Annotated in this window: 17 protein-coding genes and 1 pseudogene (1 of these 18 running past the window's edge); 16 read left to right on the forward strand and 2 right to left on the reverse strand. The window is 49.6% G+C overall.

What is annotated here, in order from left to right:
* From NST96_RS02550 to NST96_RS02595, 10 genes are all read left to right on the forward strand, one after another.
* On the forward strand, nt 1-666 hold the 3' portion of the coding sequence (locus tag NST96_RS02550) for a hypothetical protein (RefSeq protein ID WP_039070368.1). 240 nt of this gene lie to the left of the window's left edge; 666 of the gene's 906 nt are visible here — the last part of the coding sequence; its start codon lies off the left edge, out of view; the stop codon is at nt 664-666.
* Nucleotides 667-1010: 344 nt separating this feature from the next.
* The gene (locus tag NST96_RS02555) at nt 1011-1709 is read left to right on the forward strand and encodes a response regulator transcription factor (RefSeq protein WP_003389952.1); all 699 of its coding nucleotides are present in this window, start codon (nt 1011-1013) and stop codon (nt 1707-1709) included.
* Nucleotides 1706-3151, forward strand: a complete 1446-nt coding sequence (locus tag NST96_RS02560) for an ATP-binding protein (protein WP_172920771.1) — start codon at nt 1706-1708, stop codon at nt 3149-3151. The genes NST96_RS02555 and NST96_RS02560 overlap by 4 nt, the downstream gene beginning before the upstream one ends.
* Nucleotides 3152-3539: 388 nt before the next feature.
* The gene (locus tag NST96_RS02565; protein WP_155808001.1) at nt 3540-3716 is read left to right on the forward strand and encodes a hypothetical protein; all 177 of its coding nucleotides are present in this window, start codon (nt 3540-3542) and stop codon (nt 3714-3716) included.
* A gap of 195 nt (nt 3717-3911) precedes the next feature.
* Nucleotides 3912-5423 carry a nitrate/nitrite transporter gene (locus tag NST96_RS02570; protein ID WP_172920770.1) on the forward strand — a complete coding sequence of 504 codons (1512 nt, stop codon included), beginning with the start codon at nt 3912-3914 and terminating at the stop codon, nt 5421-5423.
* A 347-nt stretch (nt 5424-5770) separates the two neighbouring features.
* Complete coding sequence (locus tag NST96_RS02575; RefSeq protein ID WP_003389949.1) at nt 5771-6811, forward strand: hypothetical protein; 1041 nt, start codon at nt 5771-5773, stop codon at nt 6809-6811.
* Nucleotides 6798-8972 (forward strand): molybdopterin oxidoreductase family protein, encoded by a 2175-nt coding sequence (locus NST96_RS02580; protein ID WP_003389948.1) that lies wholly within the window; start codon nt 6798-6800, stop codon nt 8970-8972. The genes NST96_RS02575 and NST96_RS02580 overlap by 14 nt, the downstream gene beginning before the upstream one ends.
* Nucleotides 8965-9534, forward strand: coding sequence for a 4Fe-4S dicluster domain-containing protein (locus tag NST96_RS02585; RefSeq protein ID WP_003389947.1), 570 nt, complete (start codon nt 8965-8967; stop codon nt 9532-9534). The genes NST96_RS02580 and NST96_RS02585 overlap by 8 nt, the downstream gene beginning before the upstream one ends.
* Before the next feature lie 124 nt (nt 9535-9658).
* Nucleotides 9659-10186 carry a Rieske 2Fe-2S domain-containing protein gene (locus tag NST96_RS02590; protein WP_031932617.1) on the forward strand — a complete coding sequence of 176 codons (528 nt, stop codon included), beginning with the start codon at nt 9659-9661 and terminating at the stop codon, nt 10184-10186.
* Nucleotides 10176-10364: a hypothetical protein gene (locus NST96_RS02595; RefSeq protein ID WP_003389944.1), complete on the forward strand. Its 189-nt coding sequence runs from the start codon at nt 10176-10178 to the stop codon at nt 10362-10364. Before NST96_RS02590 ends, NST96_RS02595 begins: the two co-directional genes overlap by 11 nt.
* A gap of 166 nt (nt 10365-10530) precedes the next feature.
* Here NST96_RS02595 and NST96_RS02600 read toward each other — a convergent pair whose 3' ends face one another.
* Nucleotides 10531-11235: a Crp/Fnr family transcriptional regulator gene (locus NST96_RS02600; RefSeq protein WP_003389943.1), complete on the reverse strand. Its 705-nt coding sequence runs from the start codon at nt 11233-11235 to the stop codon at nt 10531-10533.
* Between the two features lie 173 nt (nt 11236-11408).
* Between NST96_RS02600 and NST96_RS02605 the strand changes: the two genes are divergently transcribed.
* From NST96_RS02605 to NST96_RS02620, 4 genes and pseudogenes are all read left to right on the forward strand, one after another.
* Nucleotides 11409-11903 carry a hemerythrin domain-containing protein gene (locus tag NST96_RS02605; protein ID WP_003389942.1) on the forward strand — a complete coding sequence of 165 codons (495 nt, stop codon included), beginning with the start codon at nt 11409-11411 and terminating at the stop codon, nt 11901-11903.
* 329 nt (nt 11904-12232) lie between these two features.
* Complete coding sequence (locus tag NST96_RS02610; RefSeq protein ID WP_339167212.1) at nt 12233-13525, forward strand: MFS transporter; 1293 nt, start codon at nt 12233-12235, stop codon at nt 13523-13525.
* A gap of 322 nt (nt 13526-13847) precedes the next feature.
* Nucleotides 13848-15299 (forward strand): SulP family inorganic anion transporter, encoded by a 1452-nt coding sequence (locus NST96_RS02615; protein WP_338463493.1) that lies wholly within the window; start codon nt 13848-13850, stop codon nt 15297-15299.
* A gap of 1623 nt (nt 15300-16922) precedes the next feature.
* A pseudogene (locus tag NST96_RS02620) lies at nt 16923-17053 on the forward strand (IS3 family transposase); the annotation flags it as partial.
* Nucleotides 17054-17421: 368 nt separating this feature from the next.
* On the opposite strand, the gene NST96_RS02625 reads toward NST96_RS02620, so the two are convergent.
* Nucleotides 17422-18117, reverse strand: coding sequence for a hypothetical protein (locus NST96_RS02625; RefSeq protein ID WP_024983042.1), 696 nt, complete (start codon nt 18115-18117; stop codon nt 17422-17424).
* 120 nt (nt 18118-18237) lie between these two features.
* On the opposite strand from NST96_RS02625, the gene NST96_RS02630 reads away from it, so the two are divergent.
* Together NST96_RS02630 and NST96_RS02635 are read left to right on the forward strand one after the other, a co-directional pair.
* Nucleotides 18238-18465, forward strand: coding sequence for a hypothetical protein (locus tag NST96_RS02630; protein ID WP_024983041.1), 228 nt, complete (start codon nt 18238-18240; stop codon nt 18463-18465).
* A 356-nt stretch (nt 18466-18821) separates the two neighbouring features.
* Complete coding sequence (locus NST96_RS02635) at nt 18822-20291, forward strand: alanine/glycine:cation symporter family protein (RefSeq protein ID WP_003389938.1); 1470 nt, start codon at nt 18822-18824, stop codon at nt 20289-20291.
* The last annotated feature ends 270 nt before the right edge of the window (nt 20292-20561 follow it).

Here is a 20561-nt window from a genome sequence, read left to right on the forward strand (position 1 = left end):
GAACGTTTGGTAACGGGCATTCAGACAAATACAGAAAGACTGAGAACCTCCGGACACGGATTGGCGCTGGGGGTACTCGCTCTCAAAGCGTTACGGCAACGGCCGGAACTCATTACAGCCGAGATCGTGGACGGCCTGGTCCATGTATTGGAATTGACTACGCAGGACAGACAGAACCGATATTGGGGCATCGATAACTACTTTGAAGTAACCGAACCGGATGTCCGGCCATTTGTTCCCCCCTATCGAGACACTGTCGATATGGCGCAACGTGCATTTGAAGAGCTTCATACAGTATCAGCAGGAAGAAAGATCGATGGCGTCATGTACCATTTCGCCGGAGAAACCGAGCACAGCATTACGTTTGCGCAAGCACTTACCGACCTGGAACGCTTCGGTTATAAGGACTTGGTCGATGCAGGCATGATTAACCACCGCATACAAATGTACCTCAATCGCCAAATGCCTGAGGAGGTACGAAGGGACCAAGTGCATGAACCGGAGTTTTCATCTGTTCTTGCACCGGAATATTGGGAGAAGACATACGAAGATCCGCATGCGTTAAAAGTGCCTTACGCCGCGCTCGATCTGTTGAAGCGAATTCCCGAGGGGGACAGGGAGAAGGCTGAGTATGGGGTTTGCAAATTGTTGACCATCATGAAATAATAAGGTGTACGGGATGTGCTGCGGAATCGGCACATCCTTTTTCGATGGATAAAAGCTATGAAGGACTTTTGCCTGCCTATCAGAAAAAGCGCTTTTGTTTTTGCAAGGATCACCCGATGCCGGTATTTAAAAAAGCCTCGGAAATCAAAGGAATGTATCGGAAAGCAATGGAATGCATCGGATTGTACCAGAAAATCCAGCCCCATCCTGTACTGGAGAATCATACTATGGCGGCATGACTTATGCAGGTCCACAAGCAAGCTATTATATGTTACCATGATAAAAATTTATGCTTTTCTGCTTACGGATGGCAGGCACTGTCCACAGAAGGGAGGTTGTTGACCATGATAAATACGAAAGTGTTAGTCGCGGACGACGATCCAAATGTGTGCGAAATTATCCGTCTGTTCTTTTCCAAACAACAAATTGATTTAGTCGTGGCAAACGACGGGAAGCAAGCCTTGGAGCTTGTGGAAAAGGAGATTCCCGATCTCATCGTTCTCGATGTGATGATGCCCCATATGGATGGCTTTGAAGCGTGCAGAGAAATCCGCAAGAAATGGGATACTCCGATTATCATGCTGACGGCCAAAGATGAAGAATTCGACCGGGTGCTTGGCCTCGAGCTGGGCGCCGATGATTATGTAACCAAACCGTTCAGTCCCCGGGAGCTTGTGGCCCGGATCCGGGCGATCTTGAGACGGACGCAGCCGAGAGAAAAGCAGGAAGAGGATACGGCGAAGGTACTTACCTTTGATCGGCTCATGATTGATATTGAAAAACGGGAAGTGCTGGCTGCAGACGAGAAAATCAGTTTTCGTCCAAAGGAGTTTGACCTGCTGGTGCACATGGCGAAGTCACCGGGCACCGTGTTTTCACGTGAGCAATTATTGGAACAGATATGGGGTTTTGACTATTTCGGAGATGCCCGTACGATTGATGTGCACGTCAAAAAAATCAGGCAAAGGCTCCAGGTGCTTCCTTATGAATGCATACACACCGTGTGGGGGATCGGCTACAAATTCGGAGTGGATGAAGCATGATGGGGATGTCAAAAAGCATCTTCCGCCGTCTGCTGTTCAGCTTTTTGGCTACGGTCCTCATCGGCTTGGGCTTTTCCGGCATCCTGATCTCCTTTCTCGCAAAGGAGTACATTTACGGTGCCCAAAAAGAAGAGATGCTTCGTCAGGCGAAGCGAGTGAATGCCGCCATCCAAGACAGCAATGTAATCAACCCGGCACTGCTTGGAAAATTGGCCTCGCTCGATGAGTCCTTTAACATGCGCATCTGGCTGTTTGACCAAAAAGGCAAGATTGTGGCGACTTCTATGAAGGATGAGGTATTTACGGGAAAAGCGGTTGCCCACTCCATTGCCGATTCCGTATTAAAAGGAAAGAATGCGGTTACGGAGTTAAAGATGGAAGGCTTGGAAGATCCGATGCTATCCGTATCTATCCCTTGGGGCAAAGGGGAAAAGGTGTACGGGGGGATCATTCTGCATGCGCCGATTGAGGGAGTGGAGCGGACCTTTGCCCAGATGAGGGAAACGATTCTCTGGGCGACCTTGTTTGGCGTGCTCTTGTCTACGGCGATGGTTTCGTATTTGTCCTGGTCCATTTCCAGGCCGCTCAGAAATATCGAACGGACGACAGCGGAGATCGGACGGGGGAACTACTCCGAACGTGTACAGGTAGACACTGCCGACGAGATTGGCGACCTGGCCCAGACGATCAATACGCTCGCCGGCAAATTGGAGCGTGTAGAACAGGAGCGGCAGCACCTGGAGCAAGTTCGGAACGATTTTCTTGCGAATGTCTCGCATGAATTGCGGACGCCGCTGACGGCGATGCAAGGCTTTTTGGAGGCGCTGCAGGACGGGCTGGTCGAGGAAGAGGAATCCCGTCAGAAATACTACGCGGTCATGTATTCGGAGACCTTGCACATCAGTCGGCTGGTCGATGATCTGATGGACTTGATGAAACTGGAGAACAATGAAGTAACGCTGGCGAAATTCCCTGTTGATGTGGAAACGCTGATGAACAAGGTGGCGTTTTCCTTCAGCCCGGAAGCCGAGGAAAAGGGCATTGAGATCATCGTAGAGCAGCCGAAGGGCCTTCCCAAGGTGTACGCCGATAAAGACAGGGTCGCACAAATTTTGAAAAACCTCGTGAAAAATGCGATCAAGTTCACCGATGAGGGGACGATTCGCCTCTCGGCCCGAAGCAATGGACAGTGGGTGGAAATCTCCGTCAGCGATACGGGGATCGGCATCTCGCCGGACGATCAGGAGCGGATCTGGGAGCGCTTTTTCAAGGTTGACCGCGGCCGTTCCAAAAAGAACAAGGGGACAGGGCTTGGACTTGCGATCGTCAAAGAATTGGTTGAGCTGCACGACGGACAGGTAACACTGGAGAGCGAGCCGGGGAAGGGAAGCGTGTTTATCGTCCGGCTGCCGGCACTGAACTGCGAACGGTCGGTTTCCTGACAGTCTGACAGTTTGAGAAGGTCATCGTTTTTTCATATTTTGTTCATGGTTTTTTCCCACTCTCCTCACAGGATGATCATCTTTCCCAGCTACGATATACATGTGGCCGAAAGAAGTCACAAAGTAAAGACAGGAAAGGGGAGTTCAATCATGAACAAACGATGGATATCCTTAGCGGCAGTCGCACTTCTTCTGTCCGGCAGCTTGGTGGCTTGCTCCAGCCCGACCAGCAACCCGGAACCAGCGACACAACAAGACGGAAGCGCAACGACCCCTGGGTCTTCCTCCACAACCGAAACTGATCAGTCTACAGATAGTTCTGTTTCCCAAGATCAATCGACTCCTGACGCGTCGACGGGAGCTTCGGATTCCACACCGGGGTCTTCTGATGCGTCGACTGGATCGGATTCCACAACCGATTCAACGGATGCGTCGAAAGGTTCTTCCGATGCATCGACAGGTTCGGCTGATTCTCAGTCCGGAGATGCTGATGCAAGCAAAACTGAAGGTGGTACAACCGACCCAGCTGCTTCAACGGGTTCCGGCAACTAAGCTGTACATCTAGTACGACATAACGTTCAAGTCGCGTCTGAGTGCTTTCAAACTACTTCCCTCCCACATTGATATACGGGGTGGCCTATGCCACCCCTTTTTGTTGTCTTCATAAACGAAGAGAGGGCACCTGTGAGATTTATCACAATCTCCTGCTCCAAATTCAATTACCATGAGGGTGTAACTTCCTCAAGGAGGATGAGTGCTCATGGTAAAGAAAATACAATTGCCGCTGCAGACCGCCAGTCTGGTCGTCGGGTTTATGGTCTGGGTGATCCTATCATCATTGATGCCATTTATGAAAGAAAGCTTGTCGCTCGAACAGGGGCAAATCGCCTGGATTACGGCCATTCCGGTTTTGCTCGGTTCCCTTTTGCGGATACCGGTCGGCTATCTGGCGAACCGTTACGGGGCGAGGCTGCTGTTTGCCATCAGTTTTTTGATCCTGTTGGTCCCCGTGTATTACATCAGCGAGGCTACGAGTGCAGCCGACCTGATGATCGGAGGACTGTTTCTGGGCATCTCGGGAGCGGTCTTTTCAGTCGGGGTGACGTCGCTTCCCAAGTATTATCCAAAGGAAAAGCTGGGCTCCGTCAACGGGATATACGGAATGGGCAATATCGGGACAGCGATCAGCTCTTTCGGGGCGCCTGTCATCGCAAGCTATTGGGGATGGTCGGCAACGGTTCAACTGTACATGGTGCTGCTAGCCGGATTTGCGGCGCTGAATCTCTTGCTCGGCGATAAAGCGGAACCGCGGGTAACCGTTTCCTTGAAGGAGCAGATCAAAAGCGTCTACAAAAACGAAAGACTCTGGTTTTTAAGTCTCTTCTACTTCGTTACGTTCGGCTCGTTTGTGGCCTTTACCGTCTATTTGCCTAACTTTTTGGTCGCCCATTTTGAACTGGACAAAGTGGATGCGGGGCTGCGCACAGCAGGATTTATCGTCCTCGCTACGCTGGCCCGCCCGATAGGCGGGTGGCTCGGTGACCGCTGGGATTCGTTCAAGGTGCTGCTGGTCGTCTTTGCCGGAATGACCGCTGCGGGCATACTGCTGTCCTTCTCGCTGTCGATCCATTTGTATACAGTAGGCTGTCTGGTGATTGCGGCCTGCGCGGGTATCGGAAACGGAGCCGTCTTTAAACTGGTGCCGATGTATTTTTCCAAGCAAGCGGGAATTGTAAACGGAATTGTCTCCGCCATGGGCGGTTTGGGCGGTTTTTTCCCGCCGCTGATGCTGACCCTGTTGTTCAATCTGACCGGACATTACGCGATCGGCTTCATGGCGCTTTCCCAGGTGGCGCTCTGCTGCTTCATCATGGTGATGTGGATGTACTACCAGGATCGGCTTACGCTCGCCCTCAGCATCGTGGAAAACACGGTCGAGGCGATCGTCGTTACGGATAAAAAAGGGACGATTACGTTTGTGAATCCTGCATTTGAACAAGTGACCGGTTACAAAAAAGAGGAGGTCATCGGCAAGAACCCCAGCATACTCAAGTCCGGCAAACAAGATCGGGCGTTTTACGACAGGATGTGGAAAGCGATTGAGGAGCAGGGATATTGGGCCGGGGAGATATGGAACAAGCGAAAAGACAACGGTCTGTTTTTGGAATGGCTCACGATCAGCGCGATCCGCAATGACGTCGGTGAGGTGAAATACTATGCCGGGATGTTTAGCGATGTGACGCAGCAAAGAGCAGAAAAGGCTTCCGGGTAGAGGCGGCAGGTGAGGACAGAAGGTGAGGACAGAGGATGTGTAAAGCTGGGCGAAAGAACGATACAGCTTCCATGGAAGAAAGATAAAGCGGTGACAGACAAACAAACAAACAAATACAGGCAGGCGCATACAGGCGGTCGTATGTGCCTGTCTTTTTTCATGTACGGACTTGCAAGTACGAGCCGACCGGTTTGTGAAGAAGTGATGACAAAACGAGCAGGATTCGACAAAAGAGGCCGTCCCGGGCCGACGCAAGTGACAAACATCACAACCGGCAAAAGGCCGGGTTGATAGAATGAAGCCGTCAAGAGAACGAACGCTTTCCCGAAAGAGAAGGAGGGTTTCCCGTGAATCACGCGTTTGCTTCCACATTGGCTCAAAGGGCATTTGTCATCGTCTGTATCCTGTTTGTGTTGAGCTATCTGGGATCTCGATTCTTTACGCATATCGACCTGGCCCTGTACGGCTACATCGTCGGGACGCTGGTATTTATCGGCGGGTTTCTGTACCGTTTCTCCGCCTGGGCGGAGCGGCCGCCCACCAAGCTGATCTTGAAAAAGGGCTTGAAGCTGCTGTTTCGCCGCGGTACGAGCAAAACGTCGGCGGAGCATCTGCTCACGTACCGCTTCATCTGGAATCGCGGCTGGTTTCGCTGGACACAGCATTTCCTGGTGGGGTGGGGCTGCATCCTCTCAGCGCTTGTCACATTCCCGCTGGTATTTGGCTGGATGTACTTCACGATGGAAGACAACGGCTATTACCACGTCGTCGCGATGGGCATCGACGTGATGAAAATCAAAGCAGACGGTCTGCTCGCCTACCTGTTTTACAATGCGCTGAATATTTCCGCCTTCATGGTCATTGCCGGCGTATGCATGGCTCTGTACCGTCGCCTCAAGAACATGCAGGCTCGGGCGGAGCAAACCTTCTTTTACGACTTCCTGCCGCTTTACATGCTGCTGTTCGTCAGTGTGACCGGACTTGCGTTGACCGGCGTCAATATGTTTGCCGGAGGGTTTGGCCATCCGGTGCTCACGATCATTCACCAGTTTGCCGTGATCGTGACGCTGATCTACCTGCCGTTTGGCAAACTGGCGCACATCCCGTTCCGTCCGATGAGCGTTCTCGCCCGCAACTACCGGGAGCATTACGGTGCGCTGGAGCAGAAGGCGTGCAAGGCATGCGGCACAGGCTTCGTTTCGGCCGAGCAGTCTGCCGATGTGGTTGAGGTGCTTGCGAAAAACGACCTTTCATTTCGGACCGAGCACGGGTACCATCTGGCCGAACTGTGCCTCCCCTGCCGACGCAAGTACCGCATGTTCCGGTTTACCGGTATTCCGACACACCAGATAGACGCCAAGGAGGCGAACCAGCATGCAAACGGATAAATTTTTCAAAGAGATACAAAATGTCGTGCATCCTCATGAAAAGCTGGTGTCCACGCATTGCTGCTACTGCGGAATGCAGTGCGGGATGAAGCTGAGGGTGGATACGAATACAAATACGATCGTCGGAGTGGAGCCGCGCTACGACTTTCCGGTCAACCTCGGCAAAATGTGCCCCAAAGGCGTGACGGCTTACCAGCAGGTAAACCATCCGGATCGGATCAAACGTCCGCTTGTGCGGAAGAATCCGGCTTTAAAAGGAACGCCGGATGGCTTCGAGGAGGTCTCGTGGGAAGAAGCGCTCAGCCTGATCACAGACCGGTTCCGGGACATGCAGGGGAAATACGGCAAAGACACCCTGTCTGTCTTCTCCGGCGTTTCCATGACAAATGAAAAGTGCTATTTGACAGGAAAATTCGCCAGGGTCGCGCTGCAAACCCGCTATGTCGATTACAACGGGCGATTTTGCATGTCGTCGGCAGCAGCAGGCCTCAACCGCAGTCTGGGCATTGACCGGGGCTCTACCGTTCCCTGGACCGACCTGCATCAGACAGACTGCCTGTTTATCGCCGGCTCCAATGCAGCGGAATGCCATCCGACCAGCATGTTTCGCATCTGGGAGGTGCAGAATCGGGGCGGCTACCTGATCGTCGCCGATCCGCGCGAGACTCCGCTTGCCCGCCGGGCGGACATCCACCTCGATCTGCGTCCCGGAACCGATCTGGCCTTGGCAAACGGAATCGTCCATCTGCTGATCAAAAACGGCTACGTAGACGAGGAATTTGTGCGCAACCACACCAATGGCTTCGCGGAGACAAAAGAGCTGTTGGAAGCCTACACACCGGAATACGTCAGCGGCATTACCGGGATCGCCACAGAGAAAATCATCCGGGCTGCCGAGATCTACGGCAAGGCACCGGAAGCGATCGTCATGTTCTGCCGAGGAGCCGAACAGCAATCCAAGGGGACGGACAACGTATCGGCCTACACCAACATGGCGCTCGTGACAGGAAAGATCGGCCGGCCGAAATCAGGCGTGGCCACGTTTACCGGACAGGGAAACGGCCAGGGCGGACGCGAGCACGGGCAAAAAGCGGACCAACTGCCCGGGTACCGCAAGATGGACAACCCGGAGCACGTAAAAGAAGTGGCTTGCGCCTGGGGGATCCCCGTGGAGGAGATGCCGCAAAAAGGAGTTTCCGCCTACGAAATGTTCGGGCTGATGCTGGACAAAACGATTCGCGGGCTGTACCTGCTCTGCTCCAATCCGGCCGTAAGCGCGCCCAACCAGAACCACGTCCGGGCCGCACTGCAAAGCCTCGACTTCATGGTCTGCTGCGACTTCTATTTATCCGAGTCGGCTGAATACGCCGATGTGGTGCTTCCTGTGACGACATGGGCCGAAGACGACGGCACGACGACCAATCTCGAGGGACGCATCATCCGCCACGTAAAGGCCCAGGAGTGGTACGCCGAGTCAAAGCCGGACTGGTGGATCCAGATCGAGATCGCCAAACGAATGGGGCGGGGGCAGTATTTTGAACATCTGAAGGACCCGCGGGATATTTTCGACGAGCTGCGTCGCGTCTCCAAGGGTGGGGTGGCCGACTACTCCGGCGTCACCTATGAGAAAATCGAGAAAAACAACGGGGTCTTTTGGCCGTGTGTCTCCGAGGAAGACCAAGGGATGCCCCATCTGTTTTTGGACAAAAAGTTCTACCATCCGGACGGAAAGGCGAAGATATGCGCCCTGCCGTACCGTCCCCCCGCCGAGGAGCCGGATGAGGACTATCCGCTTCGCCTGACGACTGGCCGTGTCGTGTACCATTACTTGTCGGGAAACCAGACGCGTCGCATTCCGTTTTTGCATGCCATGTACCCGGACCCGCTGCTGGAAATTCACCCCGAGACCGCTGAACGCTACGGCCTCCAAAACGGAGAGACGGTTTTGCTGAAAACCCGGCGGGGAGAAGCTCCCTACAAAGTGAAAGTCATCGCGGCAATCCGGCCGGATACGGTCTTTGTCCCTTATCACTGGGGCAAGCATGAATCGATCAACTTATTGACCAATCCAGCGCTTGATCCGTACAGCAAGATGCCGGAGTTCAAGGCATGCGCCGCACAACTCATCAAGCTGGGGAGGGAGGAGCGCCGCCATGGGTAAGCAAGTGCTCTACATTGAAATGGACAACTGCATTGGCTGTCGAAGCTGTCTGGCTGCCTGCACGCAGTGCGGAGGTCATGACAATCGCAACCGCAACTACGTAATGGACGTCGATCCTTTTCACACGCGGCAAACGATCCCGCTGATGTGCCTGCATTGCGTCAATCCGGCTTGTGCCCGCAGCTGTCCGGCGCAGGCAATCCAGATCGCCGACAACGGCGCTGTCCTCTCGGCGCTGGTCGAAAAGTGCATCGGCTGCCAGAATTGTACGATCGCCTGCCCCTACGGTATCCCGAAATTTGATCAGGAGCAAAACCTGATGTACAAATGCGATCTTTGCTACGACCGTACAAAGGACGGCATTCCGCCCATGTGCGCATCTGTCTGCCCGACCAACACCCTGCAGTGGATCGACGAAGCGGAGCTCGCACGGAAACAGGAGCAGCACCTCCTGTCCAACGGCAAATGGGTTGCAAGCCAGCCGTTCAATCCGCTTGAGGGCGAAACAAACGTGAGGATCAGCTTGCCAGGCATTCTGCAGGGAAGGGAGAAGCTCTTTTAGCCGCATGGTGCGGTTCGCGGTATAGGCGACAAGACGACAAGCGCTGCTTGAAGTCCTTGAGTGCGGCGGCTGCCAGGCAACAGAGCCGAACGGAACGATTGCTTTGAAAAGGGGGAAGGACAGGATGAGTGACGACAAAAGAAGGAACGTGCCGGAGCGGGACGACAATTATACGCACAATATCCATCGGTCGAATGAACGTTCGCTGGACCGCAGGGCTTTTATGAAAACGGTGCTGGGCGGTGTCGGATTGTTCGCAGTCTCCACATTGCCTTGGGGGACGCTGGCTGCCAAACAATTGCTGGCGCCGGGAAGCGGGAAATACCCCCGGAAAAAGATCGTCGAAGCGGAAGCTGTGAAAACAGGGGAGGCAGTGGAATTCTTCTATCCAAGCGACCACGAAGGGGCATTGCTTGTACGGGTAGGAGAGGACGAGTGGAGGGCCTATCAAAATGCCTGCACTCATTTAAAATGTCCGGTTTTCTGGAGTACAGAAAAAAACGAGCTGCTTTGCCCGTGCCACCACGGCAAATTTGACGTCATGACCGGCGAGCCGTTAGCCGGGCCGCCGAGAAGGGCGCTGCCCGAAATAGAGCTGGAGATCGAAGGGGGAAGTATTTACGCAATCGGGGTGAAACCGTATGAAACATAATGTCAGAGGCATCATCCTGCTGGCTTTGGTGCTTTTGGGTAGCATCATTTGTACACAGTATACGGTGAATATGTACTTCGCCGAGCGATATGAAGTGAGCGTTATGCTTTCAGTTGTCAATCTTCTGCTGTTTCCGCTTGCATATATGATTTATCGGCGAGAGCGGGGGCGGGAGTAGGAAAAAGAGTCAGAAGTGAGTCAGTTTAGTGAGTCAGAACTGAGTTAGAATAGGTCAGAACTGAGCCGAAAAGTGCGTCAGTAGAGAGTCGCAAGAGACAGACAGCGGCTTGCCAGGCAATCGAACACCCTGCCAATGGAGACGGCAGGGTGCTTTTTGCTTGCAGCTATATTTGGCAAATTTCCGGCGGGCAATCGTCACAGCAAATCGTTTCCTTCAGATAGGTCAGATCCTTGATCAGGATATGTCCATGCGGCAGCAAATCAATCACTTGCTGCTTCTTCAGGTCTGACAGCATCCGGTTTACGCTTTCTCTGGTCAAGCCGATAAAATGAGCAAGGTCACGGTTGGTCAAAGAAAGATTGATATAAATGCCCTCGGACCGCTCTTCTCCGTAAGTATTGCACATGCGAATCAACGTGGAATACAAGGCGCCGACTTTTCCGTTCAACAACAGGTCGCGGAATTTTGATTGCATGCGCCGGTTCATGATTCCCATCCAACGCATGAAGTCTACGCAATACTCCCCGTTTTTTATCAGAATCTGTTCCAGGCCAGCGCGCGGGATCACTCGGACCGCTCCGTCTTCCAGTATGGCCGCGCTGGCAGTGTGGACCAGCTCTGCTTCAAACAAGCCGGCCAACCCGACGAGCTCGCCTGAACCGAATACTTGCAGGGTAAGCTCTTTTCCATCAACCGTGGTCTTCGTCAGCTTTACTTGCCCGGACGAGATGAGATAAAGGTATTCAGCAGGGTCGCCATCCATGTAGAGAACGGCTCCGGCCGGGAAATTTCTCTCCGTGGCGAGAGTATACAGCCTCGCCAGGAAGTCAGGCGAGATCTGCTGGACAAAGGTAAGGCTTTTAGCCAATCGCGCTCCCCCATTTCATACGAGCAGACGTCGATACTTGTTGAGTAGTCCAAACCATTCTATCGGATGGAGCTGTGGAAATGCAGTGACTACAGTCACATTTCAAGAAAAATCATGTATTTTTGAGCAGATTGTGACGATCCTCACTATGGAGGCGAGGAACGGGGTCTATCATGAATGTTGTGGAAAGGGGGGAATGTGCGACATTGCTGCGATATTTTCGCGGGGAACACGACCATTTGTTGCAGCAGCTAGAAACACTGAAAAAACTCCTATACTCCGGTTCCAATTGGGATGCGGAGAAGGAAGAGCAGATTGTGGCCCTTACAGCCGACCTGGTGCAAAATATGCTCCACCACTTTACGGAAGAGGAAGAGATTTTGTTTCCTCTGATCACACAAGCGAACCTTACCCTTGTTCACCCGGTCTCTGCAATGAAAAAGGAGCACGAACGGATTCGCGCCACCCTTCTGCAGCTTCAATCTGAAACGGAATGCTGTCAAAAGACCAAACAGAGCAGCCACCGGCTGATTGCCTTGATGCGTGAGGCGTGGCAGCTCGTTTTGGACCACCTGAGCAAAGAAAATCTGATGTTAATTCCGATGGCCAATCAATTGCTGCATGAAAACGAAAGGGAAGCCGTGTTGAAAAAGGTAGGCAGAAAATAACGTGAGATGATACAGGTTGAATCAGCCCGTACCGGTTATGCAAGGGACGGGCTTTTTGCCGTTATTCATAAGAGTCGCAAGCAGGGTACAGGAGATTGTCGGAGCTGTTCGAAGAAAATAATGTTGCAGACTCGGAAAGATACTGGCGGAACCGAGGAGTAAATGGTATGGCATTATAAACGAAAAGTGCAGACAAAGGCCTTCATAACAAAATGAATCATCCAACATTTTGTGATAATGAAAGCGCAAGATCTTGAAACGTAAGTTCCCCTATACTAAAAATGCAAATTTGAATGGCAATGAGTTGTGACGAAAATGGGGGAACGAGCATGAGTAACAAGGCAGAAGGATTGTTAACGAACACAGATTTTCGCAGGCTCTGGATTGGGCAAACTGCATCACAGTTTGGGACTCAGGTAGCATTATTAGGAATGCCATTAGTGGCAGCTCTCTATTTAGGGGCCAGTCCCATGCAAATGGGGTTGCTTGGTTTTGCCGAGTATGCGCCATTTATCATTTTCGGTTTGCTCGCTGGTGTATGGATAGACAGATTTCCCCGGCGACCCATTCTTGTCGCCGCTAACTTTTTCAGGGGTGCATTACTGCTCATTGTGCCGCTGACAGCCTTGATTGGATTCCTGAATATGACAGTTCTATATTTGGTAGCCTTCATAGTGGGTATCTGTACTGTCTTTTTTGATGTTGCCTATACATCCTTTTTGCCTTCCGTCGTGAGCAAGGAGCAGCTTGTTGATGGAAATAGCAAACTAGAGACAAGTAAATCTGCAGCACAAATTGCTGGGCCGGGTTTATCAGGTGGATTGGAACAGGTAATCACCGCTCCTTTTGCAATATTGTTCACGTCGGTATTCTTTTTTGTATCCGCTGTGTACATAGCCCGGATTCGCAAGTTGGAGAAAGTCGTGACAGATGCGAAAAAACCAAAAAACATGTGGCTGGAAATGAAAGAAGGGCTGCATACGGTTTACACAAAACCGTTGCTGTGGGGAGTGGTGCGCTGCTCAACAGTCTTTAACCTTTCCTGGAATGTTATTTTTAGTGTTTATGTTCTATATGCATCGCAGGAACTCAAAATCAGTGCGAGCATTCTCGGCATCATTTATGGAACGCTAGGAGTAGGGTACCTATTTGGCTCTCTGCTTGCCCAAAGGGCTGTACATCGTTTTGGAGTAGGTCCGACAATTGTGGGTTCCGCTACGATCGCAGCAAGTGGCGGTTTGCTTGCTCCATTAGCAGTAGGATCAGAATTAAGTATTGCGTTGATTATGATGCTCGGACAGCTTCTTTTCGGAATGGGGGTCTCAATGTTTAGCATTAGTACCATCAGTTTACGTCAAGTAATTGTACCCGATGCCCTGCAAGGTCGCGTGAACGCTACATTTCGATTTATCTCGTGGGGTTCTTTACCTCTTGGTTCGTTAATGGGAGGGATGATCGGGGGAGCAATGGGTTTACGGTTCGCTTTATTTGCGGGTGGCATTGGATTGTTAGCTTCGGCTTGTACATTATGGTTCACCCCATTTTTACAGCTACGCGTGAAATCATTTCACGAATTAACATTGGAAAAAGATGTGTCTATAAAGAGCCAAGGAGTGACGTAAGAAGTATCCAACCAACGGGATCGATAGCTTTAATAAAGCTGCGGGAGTCTGGGACTTTGTTTTCTGGTCCGTGGCTTCCGCTGTTTTATTTGGGAGCAAATCAACGGATACAGTCTAAAACTTTATTTTCTGCGAACAGAAGCAGAATACAACAGCTCCTGCCATAATTTAACATGGTCAAACTTTGCCTATATCCTTTATAATATGTTTTCGTATTCAACGGCCCCGACTTTCTTGCGAGGAGAAAGTCAATGTGTTTTTCGGCAAAATCAAAAGCTTGAACGAGACTCGGAAAATTTAGCAGAAAAGAGGTCATGCATTGATTACTTCACAACTGAAAAAGACTTGGCTATGCAACCTGCGGGGTGATGTGCTCGCGGGAGTGACGGTAGCTCTCGCTTTGATTCCTGAAGCGATCGCCTTTTCGATCATCGCCGGAGTCGATCCGATGGTGGGTTTGTATGCGTCGTTTTGCATCGCCTGTGTGATCGCATTTACGGGTGGGCGTCCAGGGATGATCTCCGCTGCGACAGGCGCAATGGCGCTGCTGATGGTGACGCTGGTCAAGGACCATGGCATCGAGTACCTGTTTGCCGCGACTGTGCTGACAGGGGTTCTCCAGTTCATCATGGGCGTGTTCAGGATCGGCCGGTTTATTACCTTCGTGCCGCACTCTGTCATGATCGGCTTCGTCAATGCGCTGGCGATCCTGATATTTATGGCGCAGCTTCCTCATTTTGTCGGCGAATCTTGGATCATGTACGCAATGGTCGCGGGAACATTGGCCATTATTTATTTGCTGCCTCTCGTCACGAAAACGGTGCCGGCTCCATTGATCGCGATCATCGTGATGACGGTTCTGGCCATCTGGGCAGGTCTGGATGTGCGGACAGTAGGTGACATGGGGGAAATAACGCGGACCCTGCCGGTATTTCATGTTGCAGATGTCCCGTTTAGCTGGGAGACCTTGACGATCATCTTCCCGTATTCCTTTGCACTTGCTCTCGTCGGGATTTTGGAATCGCTTTTGACAGCGACCATCATCGATGAGATGACGGAGACGAAAAGCGACAAGAACCGGGAAGTAAAGGGCCAGGGCATCGCCAATATCGTGACCGGATTTTTTGGCGGAATGGCCGGATGCGCGATGATCGGCCAATCGGTGATCAATGTGAAATCGGGAGGCCGCGGAAGACTGTCTACACTGGTGGCTGGACTGTTCCTGCTGTTTTTGATCATGGTGCTGGGCGACGTCGTCAAGCAGATCCCTATGGGAGCGCTCGTTGGCGTCATGATAATGGTCTCCATCAGCACGTTTGACTGGAAGTCTCTCGTCAATTTGCGCCGCGTGCCTTTCAGCGACGCAGTCGTGATGATTGTCACCGTAGCGATTGTGGTCGCTACGCACGATCTGTCCAAAGGCGTTATCGCCGGAGTGGTCATTAGCGCTCTCGTATTTGGCTGGAAGATGGCTCGCTTGAAGACAAATGTCCTGTACGATAAAAACGGTGTGAAGGTATACACCGTCTCCGGACAGATGTTTTTTGGAACGATGAGTCATTTTGTCGAACAGTTCGATGTCCAGTCCGACCCTGAGCGGGTGGTAGTGGACTTCCGCCATTCTCATGTGTGGGATCAATCGGCGGTAACGGCCATTTCCAAGGTAGTGGCTGCTTATCGGCAGGCCGGCAAAGAGATTGTGCTCGAAGGACTGAATGAAGAAAGCCAAAAGCTGATTGAGCGGATCGGGCTCGCTTTGCCGTCTGGGCACTAGGAAATGTATCAGGACGTAAACGAATTTGGAAAAGCTTTGGAAGAAGCTAAGATCACGAATAGTTCAAAAAACCGGCTCTTTGGCCTGCACTATAACCCACAAGACGGACACTTTAAAATGTGCACCTCTTGCGGGTTATTTTTTTATTAAAGTGCCTGTATTAGTCGTAATGGAAAATTGATGACTTATGTTTAGAAAAATTTATGAAACGGTGTGGTTACTCATTCCGTCTTTTTAAAAAAGAGAGTTAGGTGAAATGGTTCATAAATAATATTTTAAAATAATAGTAATAACTTGAATTATATGGTATATAAATGTATCTTTTATGGGAATAAAACAACCCTTTTTTTAGGAGGAGAAGTTTTGTGAAAAAAACTGCTATTTCGACATAGCTATGTACTCTGGCCTTTGCAGCTACGACATACACAGCTAATGCGAATTTTACCCAGTATGATCCTAATAATTACCCTGATCCATGGGGAGACAACAATAGAACTGTTACTGGTGAAAGAAAAACTTATCCGGAGTTTTACGCTGAAGGAATAACAATCATCTCAATATAATGATTTATACGGTATGGTTTATGTTGGGATCTATAGAGATGGAGCTTATTACCAACGGAGAGTCGAGCAAGGTGAATCTTGGGAGGGGAGATGCAACAAAAAAATATACGCAGCTAAGTCATCTAAAGGTGACAATGAAATTACGGCTTTCTCTTACCATAATGGTGGGACGACTCAGGGAAGTTAGTTGCAGATGGGGATACATCTGATTGTTACCCACATTAATCATACGGGAGGATTTCGATATGATGAGTAAATAATCCATCGCATCTTTTCTGGTTTTGAGTGCAATAATAACAAGCTCAACCGGCGCCTATGTCTATGCCAATAAAGACGAACACAAAGTCAATCTTGTTCAATCTAAGGACAGCATCGTGCACAAACGCTCTGACAAATTGAACAAGAAGCTGACAGCTTCATGGGAAGAATCAGCTAAAAAGTTCGATGTTGACATGGAACAATACACTCAGTACGATTACTTCGACCAAGGCATTTTGCTTGATAAATTTCCTTTAGATGATCGGGCGGAATACAGGGACGTCATGTTGCATACGCTCAACAGCGTCAGAGAACCCGGGGATTTGGTGCCGATCCTTTTTTGTAAAAGAAGATTTAAGTGAAACCATTCTCCTTTTTCAGCGAGACGAGGGTAAGGGGAAATCAGTAAAGGTAGTCATCAAAGAAGTAGAGGAAAATACCGCCAAGAAACAGTTATCCTCTCCGGAAGGTATATCCAATACCTCTCAAAGGGATTGGACAGTAGCTTCAGTTGAAGAAAAATAAACCAAATCGGTCACTTGCAGATGGTTCTGCGGGGACTGTTTTTTGTTTGCGCTCACAAGGAGTGGCTCGTCGGAAGAAGAATTGATTCTAAAAAGAGGATACCCTCTAGCTGCATTGAATCCTGCATTTTAGGCACTTCCTGTATTGCTGATGAAACTACTGTCCTTTCTTTGCTGGCATTAAAATTTGTACCCCCTAAAGTCATCATCGGTAAAACGCGGGGGTTTTTCCAATGGGGGACATACATGTGTCGTTATGCAACGATTCCCCGTTCCAGAATGAATTGAACCGCGAATTTGTCAAAGAGGAACCACTGGAAACCGTTGTGAGTGATTTGACTTACGTTCGGGTTGCAAACAAATGGCACTATTTTGCTTGCTCGTGGACTTGTTGAACCAAGATGCAGTCGTGGAGGCTACCTTTAGGCTGATCAAAGCTGAGTTTGTAAAGAATCGACAGTTTGAGTTGTTGGCACAATTAAAGCTAGAACTAGAAAAATCAAGTATATAATTACTTTTTCACCCAAGCACAGAATAGATGACTTGTCGTGTCTCGTAATGAGTTTTGAAGACGATGACTTCATTAATTTGATGTTCAGGATTCAAATTATATAATTCAGTATGAGAAAGATGTTGTTATTTATTCACTCTATTCGGAGTATTAAGTGTATTTTTATGATAAATAACAAGCTCAATACCTCAAGAGGTACTGAGCTTGTTCCTTTGCAAAACTCTAGTAATATAGACGTTTTTTTGTGAAACCGTTTAGTCTTTTGCCTATTTAACGCTGTAACGAAGGCCCATTTCGATAGCTTTGCGAGCGTAGTACTCCCATTCTTTAGAACCAGTGTATGAAACCTCAAATCCGGCTGCGGTTAGTGCCGATGCACTAAAAGATCCTGATGCACTTGAAGAATTAGTACTTGTATACGTAATTGTAGCACTTCCGCTAATCTCAACTGTGTGAGTTGGGAATTTGTCGGTAGTTGAGATTGCCACTACATCTTTGTCTTCTAGCGTAGCTGAATTAGAATTGGTGATCTTCATCTCTGTACTCTCAATTGAATTAATTTGTTTAAAAGAGCCATTAGTGTAGATTTTCAACTTTGCGGACAATTGCGTATTTACTGGACCATCCTTTCTTTCCTTTTTAGTAGTTACAATAGTATAAGTTCCATCAGATGCAAGGACATTCTTTCCTTTGCCAGACGCGGGGATCACTTCTTCGATTACCTCAGAATATGAAGTAGTTACTTCACCAGTTTGTTTGTCAATTAATTCAATTGTTGCAGAGTTTTCAGTTTCGCTCCGAACCATTTCAACTTCAGGGGTCAGTTCAATTTCAACAGAGGTCAATTTAAGTTGGACTTTTTGAACACCATCTGCTGCATGAGTAGATAATCCAGCAGCAGATAAAACTAATGCACCACACAACAAACTTGCAAAAAGCGATTTGAATTTAGTGAGTCTCATAATGCAATACACTCCCAACTTTTTTACATAATTTCCACTCATATGGTATAATTTGGTGGTAGCCCGTGTCAACGAAAATTTCAAATAACTCCCAAATTTTTTAAAAAAAGGATGGTTATCATGGGAAAAAACGAGATTGATTTTACAAACCTACACCAGTATTTGAACGCTTTTTCTGCAAGTATTCGGGAAGCAGGAGACAAAACAAGTAATTCGTTATTAGAAGTTAAAAGTGAAATTGCTTCTTTGAATTCGAACTTAAATACAACGAATTACTTGCTCATTGGATTGCTTATTTTAAATACTGCTTTGCTTATTTTCACTTTGTATAAAAATAAAAAAAGATAAAACTCCAAGGGGAGTTGAATGATCAGTAGCGTTTTGGCATAGTAAAAGAAGTAGCCGCCTTGATCTGAAGATCTAGGCGGCTAACTTATTTATCTATTCTGTTGAAACCCAAAGTTTGTAAATGACTTCATTGTTTACTTCTCTTCCGGGTAAGTGAATGAAGTGAATTCGATTTCAGGTACTCTACGACTTTTGATAGTGCTGAGAATGGAGAAAACGTAACAAACCGCTTCTATGCTTCTATAGACTGAACAACATATTTTTTGTTAACTGAAAACATTTTCAGTTGTTAGAATATAGTCAATATTTTATAATTAAACAAGATCATATAATTGTTATGAAGAGGGGGTCATTTTTTGGAGGCGTTCGTTAACTGGTTAAACGGCATTATTTGGAGCCAGGGATTGATTTATCTTTGCCTGGGAGCCGGCTTGTTTTACTCGCTTGCAACCCGCTTCATGCAGGTCAGGCACATCAAGGACATGGTCAAATTAATGTTCGATGGAAAAAGCTCAGAGGCAGGGGTTTCTTCCTTCCAGGCTTTGTCCATGGCCTTGTCCGGACGTGTCGGTACCGGTAATATCGCCGGTGTTGCAACCGCTATCGCTTACGGGGGTCCAGGGGCTGTCTTCTGGATGTGGCTGATCGCCTTCCTCGGGGCCGGATCAGGCTTTGTCGAAGCGACGCTCGGCCAAGTGTACAAGACAAAGCAAGACGGACAATTCCGAGGCGGTCCTGCTTACTACATTGAAAAGGGTCTCAAGCTGAAGTGGTACGCAGTGTTGTTTGCCATCGTGACGGTTTTTGCTACAGGCATGCTTTTGCCTGGCGTTCAGGCGAACAGCATTGCCGCAGGGATGGAAAACGCTTTCGGGATTCATCCGGCAATTACAGGCATTTTCCTCGTTGCTGTGCTTGCCTTCATCATTTTTGGCGGTGTGAAACGGATTGCAAACGTTGCCCAGATCGTAGTGCCTTTCATGGCTCTCGGGTATATTTTGGTTGCCTTAATCATTGTCATTCTCAATATTTCTCAATTGCCAGCTGTTCTGTCTTTGATTTTTTCAAGCGCTTTCGGAGCGGACGCGGCCTTCGGCGGCATCATCGGTTCTGCTATCGCCTGGGGGGTAAAACGCGGAATCTACTCCAACGAAGCCGGACAGGGAACGGCTCCTCACGCAGCGGCTGCGGCGGAAGTGTCGCACCCGGCGAAGCAAGGGCTTGTTCAGGCTTTTTCCGTTTATGTCGATACCCTTTTCGTCTGTACTGCAACCGCTTTCATGATTCTTTTTACCGGGATGTACAACGTAACGCCTGAAGGTGCTCCCGCGATTGTAAACAACCTGGGCGATGTGGAGCCGGGGCCGGTTTACACCCAACAGGCTGTCGAATCGGTGCTGCCCGGATTTGGGGCTCCGTTCGTCGCGATCGCCCTGTTGTTCTTCGCATTTACAACGATTATGGCTTATTACTACATGGCCGAGACCAATCTGGCCTACTTGAACCGCACGGTGAAACGAATCTGGTCGGATTACGCATTGAAGATCGTGATTCTCGGCGTCGTTTTCTACGGAAGCGTGAAATCGGCCAGTCTTGCCTGGACGCTTGGCGACATCGGGGTAGGAAGCATGGCCTGGCTGAACGTCATCGCCATACTTCTTTTGACGAAGCCGGCGCTGAAGGTGCTGAAGGATTACGAGGATCAGAAAAAACAAGGAAAAGACCCTGTGTTCGATCCGGTAAAGCTGGGAATCAAGGATGCGGATTTCTGGGAAAAGGAATACAAATACCACGATGCGTCTGAGCCGAAGCGGAAATCTTCCTGATGGTTTAGCACGCGAAAAACTGCTCGCTTCTTTGCTTGGGAAAACATCGAATCGTTTGCTGGCATTGCCTCGTGCGATGCCAGTTTTTTGGTGCGCCCAGCATGGGCGATAGCTATAGGGTGAAAGTCCCGAACGGGGGTTGGCTGTACCAACCGTTAGCTCAAGGCAAGGGTGTCGACCGCGAGGTCGAATCTGAAGGAAGCCGGCGGCAAAATCCCGACCTGAGGTACACGAACCCAATTTGAGGCTGTTGTATCCGGGCGAGTCTGC

Source organism: Brevibacillus sp. FSL K6-2834, from assembly GCF_038592925.1.
Classification (GTDB): domain Bacteria; phylum Bacillota; class Bacilli; order Brevibacillales; family Brevibacillaceae; genus Brevibacillus; species Brevibacillus borstelensis.